11 protein-coding genes and 3 tRNA genes are annotated in these 15,120 nt (G+C 55.9%); all 14 read left to right on the top strand.

Going from position 1 to position 15,120, the window contains the following annotated elements; genetic code table 11:
* Positions 1-49: 49 nt before the first annotated feature.
* The 14 genes from GS12_RS13595 to yqaB all read left to right on the top strand — a co-directional run bounded on the left by GS12_RS13595 (position 50) and on the right by yqaB (position 15,099).
* Positions 50-3,811: a nitrate reductase subunit alpha gene (locus GS12_RS13595; protein WP_034947911.1), complete on the top strand. Its 3,762-nt coding sequence runs from the start codon at positions 50-52 to the stop codon at positions 3,809-3,811.
* Positions 3,808-5,352, top strand: a complete 1,545-nt coding sequence (gene narH / locus GS12_RS13590) for a nitrate reductase subunit beta (RefSeq protein ID WP_034947909.1) — start codon at positions 3,808-3,810, stop codon at positions 5,350-5,352. Before GS12_RS13595 ends, narH begins: the two co-directional genes overlap by 4 nt.
* A complete protein-coding gene (gene narJ / locus GS12_RS13585; protein ID WP_034947906.1) occupies positions 5,349-6,071 on the top strand; it encodes a nitrate reductase molybdenum cofactor assembly chaperone in 723 nt (240 codons plus the stop codon). The genes narH and narJ overlap by 4 nt, the downstream gene beginning before the upstream one ends.
* Positions 6,072-6,073: 2 nt before the next feature.
* On the top strand, positions 6,074-6,751 hold the full coding sequence (gene narI / locus GS12_RS13580) for a respiratory nitrate reductase subunit gamma (RefSeq protein ID WP_034916543.1): 678 nt from the start codon (positions 6,074-6,076) through the stop codon (positions 6,749-6,751).
* A 192-nt stretch (positions 6,752-6,943) separates the two neighbouring features.
* Positions 6,944-8,023 (top strand): lytic murein transglycosylase B, encoded by a 1,080-nt coding sequence (gene mltB, locus GS12_RS13575; protein WP_034947904.1) that lies wholly within the window; start codon positions 6,944-6,946, stop codon positions 8,021-8,023.
* Between the two features lie 128 nt (positions 8,024-8,151).
* Positions 8,152-8,646 (top strand): nicotinamide-nucleotide amidase, encoded by a 495-nt coding sequence (gene pncC / locus GS12_RS13570; protein WP_034947902.1) that lies wholly within the window; start codon positions 8,152-8,154, stop codon positions 8,644-8,646.
* An 88-nt stretch (positions 8,647-8,734) separates the two neighbouring features.
* Entirely contained in the window at positions 8,735-9,802 is a 1,068-nt protein-coding gene (gene recA, locus GS12_RS13565) for a recombinase RecA (RefSeq protein ID WP_034916538.1), read from the top strand.
* Between the two features lie 136 nt (positions 9,803-9,938).
* Positions 9,939-10,454 carry a regulatory protein RecX gene (locus GS12_RS13560; RefSeq protein ID WP_034947900.1) on the top strand — a complete coding sequence of 172 codons (516 nt, stop codon included), beginning with the start codon at positions 9,939-9,941 and terminating at the stop codon, positions 10,452-10,454.
* A gap of 138 nt (positions 10,455-10,592) precedes the next feature.
* On the top strand, positions 10,593-13,220 hold the full coding sequence (gene alaS, locus GS12_RS13555; protein ID WP_034947897.1) for an alanine--tRNA ligase: 2,628 nt from the start codon (positions 10,593-10,595) through the stop codon (positions 13,218-13,220).
* Between the two features lie 247 nt (positions 13,221-13,467).
* The gene (csrA, locus tag GS12_RS13550) at positions 13,468-13,653 is read left to right on the top strand and encodes a carbon storage regulator CsrA (protein WP_026112062.1); all 186 of its coding nucleotides are present in this window, start codon (positions 13,468-13,470) and stop codon (positions 13,651-13,653) included.
* 311 nt (positions 13,654-13,964) lie between these two features.
* Positions 13,965-14,057 (top strand) — tRNA-Ser (locus GS12_RS13545).
* A 3-nt stretch (positions 14,058-14,060) separates the two neighbouring features.
* Positions 14,061-14,137, top strand: a tRNA-Arg gene (locus GS12_RS13540).
* A gap of 81 nt (positions 14,138-14,218) precedes the next feature.
* Positions 14,219-14,295 (top strand) — tRNA-Arg (locus tag GS12_RS13535).
* A gap of 231 nt (positions 14,296-14,526) precedes the next feature.
* Positions 14,527-15,099 (top strand): fructose-1-phosphate/6-phosphogluconate phosphatase, encoded by a 573-nt coding sequence (gene yqaB, locus GS12_RS13530; protein WP_034947895.1) that lies wholly within the window; start codon positions 14,527-14,529, stop codon positions 15,097-15,099.
* Positions 15,100-15,120 lie beyond the last annotated feature (21 nt).

Raw genomic sequence — 15,120 nt, 5'->3', positions numbered from 1 at the left:
ATGTCACCAGGCTTCACTTATAAGAACAGAGCCTTCAGGAGAACTCCGGATGAGCAAGTTTCTCGAACGGTTTCGCTACTTTAAACAGGGTGCGACACCTTTTTCTGGCAATCACGGCCAGACACTGAATACCAACCGCGACTGGGAGGATGGCTACCGCAGCCGCTGGCAGCACGATAAAATCGTGCGCTCGACGCATGGCGTTAACTGCACCGGTTCCTGTAGCTGGAAAATCTACGTTAAAAACGGCCTGGTCACCTGGGAAACCCAGCAGACCGACTATCCGCGTACCCGTCCTGACCTGCCGAACCATGAACCGCGCGGCTGCCCTCGCGGCGCCAGTTATTCATGGTATCTCTACAGCGCGAACCGCCTGAAATATCCACTGATGCGTAAGCGTCTGATCAAACTGTGGCGTGAAGCAAAAGCGCTGCACAGCGATCCGGTTGAGGCGTGGGGTTCTATCGTCAGCGATGCTGAAAAATCGAAAAGCTATAAAGTCGCGCGCGGTCGCGGCGGCTTTGTTCGCTCAAGCTGGCAGGAGATCAACGAACTGATCGCTGCTTCCAACATTTATACGGCAAAAACCTTCGGCCCGGATCGCATCGTGGGTTTCTCGCCGATCCCGGCGATGTCGATGGTCTCTTATGCGTCCGGCGCGCGCTATCTCTCGCTGATCGGCGGCACCTGCCTGAGTTTCTACGACTGGTATTGCGACCTGCCACCTGCCTCGCCAATGACCTGGGGCGAGCAGACCGACGTGCCGGAATCCGCAGACTGGTACAACTCCTCTTATATTATGGCCTGGGGCTCTAACGTGCCGCAGACCCGTACGCCAGATGCGCATTTTTTCACTGAAGTACGCTATAAAGGCACCAAAACTGTCGCCGTGACCCCGGACTACTCAGAAGTCGCCAAGCTGTGCGATCAGTGGCTGAATCCAAAACAGGGCACCGATGCCGCCATGGCGCTGGCGATGGGCCACGTGATTCTGAAAGAGTTCCACCTCAGTCGTGAGGTGAGCTACTTCGCCGACTACGTCCGCCGCTATACCGACATGCCGATGCTGGTTCTGCTGGAACCGCGTGAAGGCGGTCACTACGCCGCAGGCCGCATGCTGCGCGCCAGCGATCTTGTTGACGGGCTGGGCCAGGAAAACAACCCTGAGTGGAAAACGATCGCCATTAATCAGCAAAATGGCGAACTGGTCGCGCCGCAGGGGTCAATCGGTTATCGCTGGGGCGAGAAAGGGAAGTGGAATCTGGAGCAGCGCGACGGCCAGACGCAGCAGGACGTTGAGCTTCAGCTCAGCCTGCTCGGCAGCCACGACGAGGTGGCTGAGGTTGGCTTCCCGTATTTCGGCGGCATCGTTAATGAAAACTTCACCAACGTAGCGCTGGAAGAGATCCTGTTGCACAAGCTGCCGGCAAAACGCCTGCAACTGGCCGACGGCAGCGAAGCGCTGGTCACCAGCGTTTACGATCTGACGCTGGCCAACTACGGCCTGGAGCGCGGTCTGGACGATGCCAACAGCGCCAGCAGCTATGACGATGTGAAAGCCTACAGCCCGGCGTGGGCGGAGCAGATCACCGGCGTATCGCGTCAGAACATCATCCGCATTGCGCGTGAATTTGCAGAAAACGCCGAAAAAACCCGTGGTCGCTCGATGATCATCGTCGGTGCCGGTATGAACCACTGGTACCACATGGACATGAACTATCGCGGCCTGATCAATATGCTGATCTTCTGCGGCTGCGTCGGCCAGAGCGGCGGCGGCTGGGCGCACTATGTGGGTCAGGAAAAACTGCGTCCGCAAACCGGCTGGACGCCGCTGGCGTTCGCGCTAGACTGGCAGCGTCCGCCGCGTCACATGAACGGCACGTCCTTTTTCTATAACCACTCAAGTCAGTGGCGCTACGAAAAAACGTCACCGGCCGACCTGCTTTCTCCGCTGGCGGACAAATCCCGCTTCAGCGGCAGCCTGATCGACTTTAACGTACGTTCCGAACGGATGGGCTGGCTGCCTTCTGCGCCACAGCTGAACGTGAATCCGCTCCATCTCGCCGCGCAGGCGAAGGCCGCAGGCCAGTCGCCGGTTGATTTTACGGTGGAGAGCCTGAAGCAGGGCTCGCTGCGCTTTGCCGCCGAACAGCCGGACGATCCGCAAAACTTCCCGCGTAACCTGTTCGTCTGGCGCTCCAACCTGCTCGGCTCTTCGGGTAAAGGGCATGAGTACATGCTGAAGTACCTGCTGGGCACGGAGAACGGCATTCAGGGTAAAGATCTTGGCCAGCAGGGCGACATGAAGCCGGAAGAGGTTGAGTGGCTCGACCAGGGCGGCGAAGGCAAGCTGGATCTGGTGGTGACGCTTGATTTCCGCATGTCCAGCACCTGTCTCTACTCCGATATCGTGCTGCCAACGGCAACCTGGTATGAAAAAGACGACATGAATACCTCGGATATGCATCCGTTTATTCATCCGCTCTCAGCCGCTGTCGATCCCGCCTGGGAGTCCAAAAGCGACTGGGAAATCTACAAAGGCATTGCCAAATCGTTCTCTGAACTGTGCGTGGGCCACCTTGGCGTGGAAACCGACGTCGTTACGCTGCCGATTCAGCACGATTCGCCTGCCGAACTGGGCCAGCCTTTCGACGTGAAAGACTGGAAAAAAGGCGAATGTGAACTGATTCCTGGCAAAACGGCGCCGCATATTATCGCGGTTGAACGCGACTACCCGGCCACCTGGGATCGCTTCACCTCGCTTGGCCCGCTGATGGACAAGCTGGGCAACGGCGGTAAAGGCATCAGCTGGAATACCCAGAAAGAGGTCGATTTCCTCGGACAGCTTAACTACACCAAAGCGGAAGGTCCGGCAGCCGGTCGGCCAAAAATTGAGAGCGCTATCGACGCCGCCGAGGTCATTCTGGCGCTGGCGCCGGAAACCAATGGTCAGGTCGCCGTTAAGGCCTGGCAGGCGCTGAGCGACATTACCGGACGCGACCATACGCACCTGGCCCTGAACAAAGAAGACGAGAAAATTCGCTTCCGCGATATCCAGGCGCAGCCGCGCAAAATCATCTCCAGCCCGACCTGGTCAGGCCTGGAAGATGAGCACGTCTCCTATAACGCCTGCTACACCAACGTTCATGAGCTGATCCCGTGGCGTACGCTGAGCGGCCGACAGCAGCTTTATCAGGATCATGAGTGGATGCGTGCCTTTGGCGAAAGCCTGCTGGTTTATCGTCCGCCGATTGATACCCGCGCGGCCAAACCACTGCTGAACAAAAAACCGAACGGCAACCCGGAGAAGGCGCTCAACTTCCTGACGCCGCACCAGAAATGGGGCATTCACTCCACCTACAGCGACAACCTGCTGATGCTCACGCTGTCGCGCGGCGGCCCGATTGTGTGGATGAGTGAAGACGACGCGCGTGAACTGGGCATCGTTGATAACGACTGGATCGAGGTCTTTAACGCCAATGGCGCATTAACCGCGCGCGCCGTGGTCAGCCAGCGCGTGCCGGCCGGTATGACCATGATGTACCACGCGCAGGAACGCATCGTGAACATTCCCGGTTCGGAAATTACCAGCCAGCGCGGCGGTATCCATAACTCGGTGACGCGCACCTGTCCGAAGCCAACCCACATGATCGGCGGCTACGCACAGCTCTCTTACGGCTTTAACTATTACGGCACCGTCGGTTCTAACCGCGATGAGTTCGTGGTGGTCAGAAAAATGAATAACATTAACTGGTTAGACGGCGAAGGCACCGACGATTGCCAGGGCAGTCAGCAGGAGAAAAAACAATGAAAATTCGTTCGCAAGTCGGTATGGTGCTGAACCTGGACAAATGCATCGGATGCCATACCTGTTCGGTTACCTGTAAAAACGTCTGGACCAGCCGTGAAGGCATGGAGTACGCCTGGTTCAATAACGTCGAAAGTAAACCCGGCGTCGGGTATCCCCACGCCTGGGAGGATCAGGAGAAGTGGAAGGGCGGCTGGATCCGTAAAATCAACGGCAAGCTGGAACCGCGCATGGGCGGCCGCGTCGGCCTGTTGGCAAAAATATTCGCCAACCCGGACGTTCCCGCGCTGGATGACTACTACGAGCCGTTTGACTACGACTATCAGAATCTGCACAACGCGCCGGAAGGCAAACATCAGCCGATTGCGCGTCCGCGCTCGCTGATCACCGGCCAGCGGATGAAGAAAATTGAGAACGGGCCGAACTGGGAAGAGATTCTGGGCGGCGAGTTCGAAAAACGTTCGAAGGATAAGAACTTCGACAACATCCAGAAAGAGATGTATGGCCAGTTCGAGAACACCTTCATGATGTACCTGCCGCGCCTGTGTGAGCACTGTCTCAACCCGGCGTGCGTGGCGACCTGTCCGAGCGGCGCGATTTACAAACGCGGCGAAGACGGCATCGTGCTGATCGATCAGGACAAATGCCGTGGCTGGCGAATGTGCCTGACCGGCTGTCCGTACAAAAAAATCTACTTTAACTGGAAGAGCGGTAAATCTGAGAAGTGCATCTTCTGCTACCCGCGCATCGAAGCGGGCCAGCCTACCGTCTGCTCAGAAACCTGCGTCGGTCGCATTCGCTACCTCGGCGTGCTGCTCTACGACGCCGACCGCATTGAAGCGGCGGCATCGACAGAAAACGAAAAAGATCTCTATCAGAGCCAGATGGACATCTTCCTCGATCCCAACGATCCGGCGGTAATTGAGCAGGCGTTGAAAGACGGCGTGCCGCAAAGCGTCATTGACGCCGCGCAGCGTTCGCCGGTTTACAAAATGGCGATGGACTGGAAGCTGGCGCTGCCGCTGCACCCGGAATACCGCACGCTACCGATGGTGTGGTACGTGCCGCCATTGTCGCCGATTCAGTCTGCGGCGGATGCGGGCGCGCTGGCGCACACCGGCGTGCTGCCCGACGTCGAAAGCCTGCGCATTCCTGTGCAGTATCTGGCAAACCTGTTGACTGCGGGCGATACCGGGCCGGTACTGCTGGCGCTGAAGCGCATGCTGGCGATGCGTCACTACAAACGCGCCGAAACCGTTGACGGCAAAGTGGATACCACCGCGCTGGAGCAGGTGGGATTGAGCGAAGCACAGGCGCAGGAGATGTATCGTTATCTCGCCATTGCCAACTACGAGGATCGCTTCGTGGTGCCGTCAAGCCATCGTGAACTGGCGCGTGAAGCCTTCCCGGAAAGCAAAAGCTGTGGCTTCAGTTTCGGCGACGGCTGTCGCGGCAGTGATTCAACGTTCAACCTGTTCAACAGCCGCCGTATCGATGCTATCGACGTGACGGTCAGAACTCCGCGTCAGGAGGATGCGTCATGATCGCACTTCGCGTTATCGCACGGCTGCTCGACTATCCCGATCGGGCGTTGTTCGACAATCACCGGGAACTGATCGCCGCGCTGGCGTCCGCCAGCGAGCTGGAGACGCGGCACTGTGCCCGCCTGATTGCTTTTATCAACACGTTTTGCGCACGTCCGCTGCTGGACGTGCAGGCGGAATACTGCGAGCTGTTCGATCGTGGACGCGCCACGTCGCTTTTGCTGTTTGAGCACGTCCACGGTGAATCACGCGATCGCGGACAGGCGATGGTCGATCTGCTCAATCAGTATCGGGAAGATGGCCTGGAGCTTGATTCTAAAGAGCTGCCGGACTTTCTGCCGCTCTATCTGGAGTACCTCTCCAGCGGCAGCGCTGACCGCGCACGCGGCGGATTGCAGGATATTGCGCCGATCCTCGCGCTGTTAGCGGCCCGGTTGCAGCAGCGTCAAAGCCCGTACGCCGGGCTGTTCGATGCGCTGGTGTCGCTCTCCGGCGCCGAGGTGGACGCCGCCAGCCTGCAACCGCAGGTGGCGAAAGAGGCCCGCGACGACACGCCGGCGGCGCTGGATGCCGTTTGGGAAGAGGAACAGGTTAAGTTCCTTGGCGAACAGGGCTGCGCATCTGCTCAGCAGGCCGCGCATCAGCGCCGCTTTGCCGGGGCGGTTGCGCCACAGTATCTCGACGTGGCACAGGCCACAACGCGATCTACAGGAAACTAATTATGCAATTTCTCTCTCGCTTATTCTTCGATATCTATCCTTACATCGCGGGATCGGTGTTCCTGATCGGTAGCTGGTTACGCTACGACTACGGTCAGTACAGCTGGCGCGCCGGCTCCAGCCAGATGCTGGACAAAAAAGGGATGCGGCTGGCGTCGAACCTGTTTCATATCGGCATCATCGGTATCTTTTTTGGTCACCTCGTCGGCCTGCTGACGCCGCACTGGATGTACGAATCTTTCCTGCCGATCGACGTGAAGCAGAAGCTGGCGATGATTGCCGGCGGCGTGTGCGGGCTGATGACGCTGGCGGGCGGGCTGCTGCTGCTCAAGCGCCGTCTGACCAATCCACGCGTGCGGGCAACCAGCAGCGTCGGAGACATTCTGATCATGGTGCTGTTGGTGACGCAGGCACTCCTCGGGCTGTTAACCATTCCTTTCTCCGCCCACCATATGGACGGTAGCGAAATGATGAAGCTGGTGGGATGGGCGCAGGCGGTGGTCACCTTCCAGGGCGGCGCTTCCGCGCACCTTGAGGGCGTGGCGCTGATTTACCGCGTGCATATGGTACTGGGCATGACGCTGTTCCTGCTCTTCCCGTTCTGCCGCCTGGTGCATATCTGGAGCGCGCCGGTGGAGTATCTTACGCGTCGCTATCAACTGGTGCGTAATCGTCGCTAGCGGTCAGAAACAGTAAGCCTGAGGCCGGAGAAATCCGGCCTTTTCCGTTCTTATCCTCTGTAAGTTTCTCTCTGATGCTGCGGCGCGTTAAAAAGTAACGAAAATCACTAATATCTTCTGTGTCCCGTTCCTTCTGCTTATTCAATCAATTAACATGACGACTACTTTTTCGCATCGCATCAGAGATATTCAATGCGCTATCTGGCTTTCATTTTTCCCGCCGTGCTGATGCTTGCCGCCTGTAGCAGCAAGCATCAGCCGCCTCAGGCCGTTGAGCCGCAGGGCAATCCGTTTGGCGGCGGCTTTCAGCTTGAACCTACTCACGATTACCACCCTCTGACGGGCGATTTCGCCAACAACTCCTCGACGGAGCAGTTCATCGATAAGATGGTGCGCGAGCATGGCTTTCAGCGCCAGCAGCTCCACGACGTGCTTGCACAGGCCAAAAACCTCGACTGGGTGATCCGGCTGATGGACAGGCAGGCGCCCGTCGTTCAGGGGCCGATCGGCCCGAACGGTGCCTGGATACGCTACCGCAGTAAATTCATCACGCCTTCAAACGTGCAAAACGGCGTAGCGTTCTGGAATCAGTATCAGGATGCTCTCCAGCGCGCTTATCAGGTATACGGCGTACCGCCTGAAATTATTGTCGGCATTATTGGCGTGGAAACCCGTTGGGGACGGGTGATGGGCAAAACGCGCATTATCGACGCGCTTGCCACGCTGGCCTTTAACTACCCGCGCCGCGCCGACTTCTTCAGTGCCGAACTGGAAACTTTCCTGCTGATGGCGAGGGAAGAGGGCGACGATCCGCTCGATCTTCGCGGCTCCTACGCGGGCGCAATGGGCTACGGGCAGTTTATGCCGTCCTCTTTCAAAAGCTATGCGGTTGATTTTAACGGCGATGGTCACATTAACCTGTGGGATCCGGTTGATGCGATTGGCAGCGTGGCCCACTACTTTAACGCGCACGGCTGGCAGAAAAACGGCACGGTCGCGGTGCCGGTGACTGGCTTCGCCACCACGCGCGAAACCGGTTTTAAAACGCGCTACACCGTTGCTTCGCTGGCATCAGAAGGCTTTACGCCGCAGGTGAAACTGGCTGGCGACCAGCAGGTCAGCCTGCTGCGTTTCGATATGGGCACTGACTATCAGTACTGGTTCGGGTTGCCGAACTTCTATGCCATAACCCGCTATAATCACAGCAACCACTATGCGATGGCCGTCTGGCAGTTGGGGCTGGCGGTACGTGAAGCGAAAGACAGTTTATAAGGTGTTCGCCTGACTGCTTTATGAAGGGCGATATTGGGAAAAGGCTCGCAAAACAGCTGCCTGTAGCGTGATCCGACGGTGAAAGGTGATAGGCTTGGCCGCCCTACCTGAAGAAATAAGGAACACCCATGACAGATGCAGAACTCATGCAGCTCAGCACTGAAATTGGCACGCTTCTGCAAGCCGGCGGAGCGACCGTCACCACGGCGGAGTCCTGTACCGGCGGCTGGATTGCTAAAGTGCTTACCGACGTTCCCGGCAGCTCAGGCTGGTTTGAGCGCGGCTTCGTGACCTACAGCAACGACGCCAAGCAGGAACTGGTTAACGTCGCGACGGCTTCGCTTGAGGCTTATGGCGCGGTCAGCGAACAGGTGGTGCGGGAAATGGCGGAAGGCGCGCGGCAAAAAGCAAATGCGCACTTTGCCGTTTCGGTCAGCGGTATCGCCGGGCCGGAAGGTGGTTCAGCGGAAAAACCCGTTGGCACGGTCTGGTTTGGCTTCGCCTGCAAGACATCGCCAACGCAGGCCATGTGCAAAATTTTCACCGGTGACCGCGAATCGGTTCGCCGCCAGGCCACGGCCTGCGCGCTCCTGACGCTGCGTGACCTTTTTCTTAAAAAATAAACTTGATACTGTATGGCTATACAGTATAATTGCTTTCAGTTAACCGAATAAAGCCGCGAACGCTTTACCCGCCTGATTAGGAGTTGAAATGGCTATTGATGAAAACAAGCAAAAAGCACTGGCAGCAGCGCTGGGCCAGATTGAAAAGCAATTTGGTAAAGGCTCTATCATGCGTCTGGGTGAAGACCGTACCATGGATGTGGAAACTATCTCCACCGGCTCGCTCTCTCTGGATATCGCGCTGGGCGCTGGCGGCCTGCCAATGGGGCGTATTGTCGAAATCTACGGCCCGGAATCATCCGGTAAAACGACGCTGACGTTGCAGGTCATCGCTTCAGCGCAGCGCAAAGGCAAAACCTGTGCGTTTATCGATGCCGAGCATGCGCTGGATCCGGTCTACGCCAAGAAACTGGGCGTGGATATTGATAACCTGCTTTGCTCTCAGCCTGATACAGGTGAGCAGGCGTTGGAGATTTGTGACGCGCTGGCGCGTTCCGGTGCGGTAGACGTTATTATCGTCGACTCCGTTGCAGCGCTGACGCCGAAAGCGGAAATTGAAGGTGAGATCGGTGATTCACATATGGGCCTGGCGGCACGTATGATGAGTCAGGCGATGCGTAAACTGGCGGGTAACCTTAAAAACTCCGGCACGCTGCTGATCTTCATCAACCAGATCCGTATGAAAATTGGCGTGATGTTTGGTAACCCGGAAACAACGACCGGCGGTAACGCGCTGAAGTTTTATGCCTCCGTCCGTCTGGATATCCGCCGCATCGGTGCGATCAAAGAAGGCGACGAAGTGGTTGGTAGTGAAACCCGCGTCAAAGTCGTGAAAAATAAAGTCGCGGCGCCGTTTAAGCAGGCCGAGTTCCAGATTATGTACGGCGAGGGCATCAATATTTACGGTGAACTGGTCGACCTGGGCGTGAAGCATAAGCTGATTGAAAAAGCGGGTGCCTGGTACAGTTACAATGGCGACAAAATCGGTCAGGGTAAAGCCAATGCCGGTAATTTCCTGAAGGAAAATCCGGCGATTGCGAACGAAATCGATACCAAATTGCGTGCTACGCTGCTGAACAGCGCAGACAGCAAACCCGATTTCACCCCAACTGAAGCGGAAGCTCACGAACCCAGCGAAGCTGACGAAAACTTCTGAGTTCGCAGGTCGTAGACTATCGGCCGATGAATGCACTAACACGACAGAGCGGCCTGAAAGCCGCTCTTTTTTTATTCCTTCTTTTATCTCTTCCCGCTACCCTTAATCTGCTTGCAGCATAAACGCAGGGAGTTGAATGTCAGACACCACTGAACGTAGCCAGTTTTCGCGCTTTCTTGACAAGGCGATACGTATTCTCGCTATGCGTGATCACAGCGAGGCAGAGCTTCGGCGCAAGCTGTCGCTATCGGCTGAACGCGCCGCCACCTTTGCGAAAACGCAGTCGCGCGAACCAGAACCGCTCTCACCAGAACTGCTTGAGCGCGTTGTTGCCTGGTGCTATGAAAATCACTATCTGGACGATGCGAGATTTGCCGGGCGGTTCGTGGTCAGCCGTAGCCGCAAAGGTTACGGGCCGCAGCGTATTCGTATGGAGCTGGGTCAAAAAGGGGTGGATAAAGCGCTGGTCGACCAGGCGCTTAATGAAGCAGACATCGACTGGGCAAAACGCGCTTTTGAGGTGGCGGAACGTAAGTTCGGCCTGCCTTTCCCCACGGAGTGGAAAGAAAAAGCAAAAGTGCAGCGCTATTTAATGAGCAAGGGCTTCTTTTCTGAAGATATTCGCGAGATTTTCTCAAATTTTGACGAATGACCGCCATTGGGATTTTACTTCCCACTGAAGAAAATTTATCTTATTCACCACTTTTTGTTCGTGTGTCGCCGCAGGGAGCACTTTTCTGCCGGTGGAGTAAACGCACGAGACGTCCGTTAGCGAGATTCCAGGATAATTATGAGCAAGAGCACGGCGGAGATTCGCCAGACGTTTCTCGACTTTTTTCATAGTAAAGGACATCAGGTTGTAGCGAGTAGCTCCCTTGTCCCGACCAATGACCCGACGCTGCTGTTCACCAACGCAGGGATGAACCAGTTTAAAGACGTTTTCCTCGGCGGCGACAAGCGCAACTACACGCGCGCGACCACCTCGCAGCGCTGCGTGCGCGCAGGCGGCAAGCACAACGATTTGGAGAATGTCGGCTATACCGCGCGTCATCATACCTTCTTCGAAATGCTGGGTAACTTCAGCTTCGGGGACTATTTCAAGCGCGAAGCGATTGGCTTTGCGTGGGAACTTCTGACCGGTGCGCAGTGGTTCAACCTGCCTGCAGAAAAACTGTGGGTGACGGTTTATGAAACCGATGATGAAGCGTTTGATATCTGGGCAAACGAAGTCGGCGTGCCGCGCGAGCGCATTATTCGCATCGGCGACAACAAAGGCAGCGCTTACGCTTCCGATAACTTCTGGCAGATGGGAGACACCGGTCCGTGCGGCCCATGCTCCGAAATTTTTTACGATCACGGCGAGCACATCTGGGGCGGCCCTCCGGGCAGCCCGGAAGAGGACGGCGATCGCTATATTGAGATCTGGAATATCGTCTTTATGCAGTTCAACCGTCAATCCGACGGCACGATGTTGCCGCTGCCTAAGCCTTCTGTTGATACCGGTATGGGGCTGGAGCGTATTACGGCAGTACTGCAACATGTTAATTCCAACTACGAAATCGATCTCTTCCAGAAGCTGATTGCGTCTGTTGCTGCCGTCACCGGTGCAACGGATTTGACCAGTAAATCGCTGCGCGTCATTGCCGATCATATTCGCTCCTGCGCCTTCCTGGTGGCGGATGGCGTGATTCCATCCAACGAAAATCGTGGTTACGTGCTGCGCCGTATTATTCGTCGCGCGGTTCGACATGGAAACATGCTTGGCGCGCAAGGTACGTTTTTCTGGAAGCTGGTTGCGCCGCTGATTGAGGTGATGGGTGCCGCCGGTGAAGAGCTGGCGCGGCAGCAGTCTCAGGTCGAGCAGGTATTGAAAACCGAAGAAGAGCAGTTCGCCAGAACGCTTGAGCGCGGACTGGCGCTGCTGGATGAAGAACTGAATAACCTGAAGGGCGACACGCTCGACGGCGAAACCGTTTTCCGCCTTTATGACACCTTCGGTTTCCCGGTTGATTTGACGGCGGATGTCTGCCGCGAACGGGATCTGAAAATCGATGAAGCAGGTTTTGAGCAGGCAATGGAGCAGCAGCGTCAGCGCGCGCGCGACGCCAGCGGTTTTGGCGCCGATTACAATAACGTGATCCGCATTGATCAGGCGTCAGGCTTTAAAGGCTATGAGCAGCTTGAACTGAACGCGACGGTGAAGGCGATTTTCGTTAACGGCCAGGCGGCCAGTGAAATCGCTGCCGGTCAGGAAGGCGTCATCGTGCTTGATGAAACGCCATTTTACGGCGAGTCAGGCGGTCAGGTCGGTGATACCGGCGAGCTGAAAAGCAAAACGGCGAGCTTTGCCGTCACCGATACGCAAAAATACGGGCAGGCGATAGGGCATATTGGCAGCCTGACCTCCGGCCATGTTCGCGTTGGCGAGCGGCTTGCCGCTGAGGTCAACCAGGCCCGCCGCGATCGCATTCGTCTGAACCACTCCGCCACGCACCTGCTGCACGCCGCGCTGCGCCAGATACTGGGCCATCATGTGGCGCAGAAAGGCTCACTGGTTAACGACAAGTATCTTCGTTTCGACTTCTCACATTTTGAAGCGATGAAGCCACAGGAAATTCGTCAGGTTGAAGAGATCGTCAACGCGCAGATCCGTCGCAATCTTCCTGTTGAAACCACCATTATGGATCTCGACACCGCGAAGGCGCAGGGCGCAATGGCGCTGTTTGGCGAAAAGTACGACGACCGTGTACGCGTGCTGACGATGGGCGATTTTTCCACCGAGCTGTGCGGCGGTACGCATGCCAGTCGCACAGGCGACATTGGCCTGTTCCGTATCCTTTCTGAGTCAGGTACTGCGGCAGGCGTACGCCGTATCGAAGCCGTAACCGGCGAAGGCGCACTGACGCAGATCTATGCGCAAAGCGAACAGCTTCAGGACATTGCACACCTGATCAAGGCGAACAGCAGCAATCTGAATGAGAAAGTCCGCGCCATGCTTGAGCAGGTGCGCGGGCTGGAAAAAGAACTACAGCAGTTGAAGGATCAGCAGGCGGCGCAGGAGAGCGCATCGTTAAGCAGCAAGGCTGTTGACGTTCGCGGCGTTAAGCTGCTGGTGAGCGAGCTTGCCAATGTAGAACCAAAAATGCTGCGCACGATGGTGGATGAACTGAAAAACCAGTTGAAGTCCGCCATTATTGTGCTGGCAACTGTCGCAGACGGAAAAGTTTCACTGATTGCCGGGGTTACAAAAGACTTAACCGATCGCGTCAAAGCGGGCGAGCTGGTGGGCGAACTTGCCCGTCAGGTCGGGGGTAAAGGCGGAGGCCGTCCTGATATGGCTCAGGCCGGAGGAACCGATGCGCAGGCGCTGCCTGCGGCCCTGTCCAGCGTTGCGTCATGGGTTGATACAAAACTGTAAGACTATAAAAATGCGTCTCAGAAGGCGCCGCAGGAGCGTTCTCCGCGGCGTTTCTTGTATTGATGCGCCTCTATAAACATAAAGTCAGGTTGGCGGTGTGTATTTCGGCTAAACTAACTATCAGCAGAATGTATGAGTATGATGGTGCAGTTGTGATGTAATTGTCATAGTCTACATTTAGCGTTATATGATGGATAATGCCGGGAGACAGTTAACCCGACTCTTTTAATCTTTCAAGGAGCAAAGAATGCTTATTCTAACTCGTCGAGTTGGTGAAACCCTCATGATCGGTGATGAGGTGACTGTAACGGTGCTGGGAGTTAAAGGGAACCAGGTTCGCATTGGTGTGAACGCCCCTAAAGAAGTATCGGTCCATCGTGAAGAAATTTATCAGCGTATTCAGGCCGAAAAAACTCAGCCAACGAGTTACTAACGGATCAGGCGTCTCGCTGTTTTTAGCGAGGCGCTACCGGTTTTGTCCCGCACCCTTCGATTTTCCCGCTTTTCGCTGTTTCCTCCCTTTTTGCTCACGTTTTCTTACCCACTTTTCTGCACGTCGATGAAACTCTCATTGTTGATAAATCACCCTTTTTGTCGCTGAAATACCCGGATTGCGTGGGAATTGTGCAATCAAACACGTAAGGGGAAAAATTGTTTGACTTATAAGTCCGCCAAAGTAATATGTGCGCCACGCAGTACCGATGAGCAGAAACGTTCAGAGGCACAGCTCGCAAGAGTGCGTATGGTGAGGTGGCCGAGAGGCTGAAGGCGCTCCCCTGCTAAGGGAGTATGCGGTCAAAAGCTGCATCCGGGGTTCGAATCCCCGCCTCACCGCCATTTGCATCCGTAGCTCAGCTGGATAGAGTACTCGGCTACGAACCGAGCGGTCGGAGGTTCGAATCCTCCCGGATGCACCATATTTTTTAGTACGATGCAGCGTTAGCAGCCTGTATCAATGGTGAGCAGTCGGCACCTGGCGTCATCGCAGAATTTACACTGCATCCGTAGCTCAGCTGGATAGAGTACTCGGCTACGAACCGAGCGGTCGGAGGTTCGAATCCTCCCGGATGCACCATTTGCTTGTGTCGGCAATATTTATATTCTTTCTCTTCTTATTACATAATTCGCCTTTCAACACTCTTTCTTATGTTTAATCATTCCATTTTGCGTACGTTTTGAGCCTCGCCAAATTCTGATAATAAAAATACCTTTGTATATCAAGGGATTTACGCTACTCCGCTGACCGCGACAACGGGCGCTCTTTGCGCTAAAGTATCGGTTTACTGAATCAAGGGTGGAGTAGGCTATGTACGATGGCTATGAAGGCCTGATATTTGATATGGATGGCACCATCCTCGATACCGAACCGACGCATCGTGAAGCCTGGCATATTGTTTTAGGGCGCTATGGCATGGCGTTTGATGAAAACGCCATTATCGGCCTGAACGGCTCGCCAAGCTGGCGCATCGCTCAGGTACTGATCGCCGGCTATCAATCCGATCTCGATCCGAAAGCGCTGGCTGCGGAAAAAACGGCGACGGTAAAAGAGATGCTGCTTGATGGCGATTCTGTGCGCCCTTTGCCGTTAATTGATGTGGTCAAGGCCTATAAAGGCCGCAGGCCAATGGCTGTAGGCACAGGTAGCGAACACGCCATGGCGGATGCGTTGCTCAGACATCTCGGCCTGCGCGACTACTTTGACGCTATCGTCGGCGCAGATGATGTCACCCACCACAAGCCAGAGCCTGAAACGTTTTTGCGCTGCGCCGAACTGATGAATGTTGCTCCGCAGCGCTGCATCGTTTTTGAAGACGCGGATTTCGGCATTCAGGCAGCGCAGGCGGCAGGGATGGATTTTGTGGATGTTCGCCTGCGTTAGGCTGGAGACCGCACGTCATAC

Source organism: Erwinia oleae, from assembly GCF_000770305.1.
In the GTDB taxonomy this organism is placed as follows: Bacteria; Pseudomonadota; Gammaproteobacteria; order Enterobacterales; family Enterobacteriaceae; genus Erwinia; species Erwinia oleae.
Note: the sequence above shows the minus strand (reverse complement) of the source record. Positions and strands in the feature narration are given on the sequence as shown.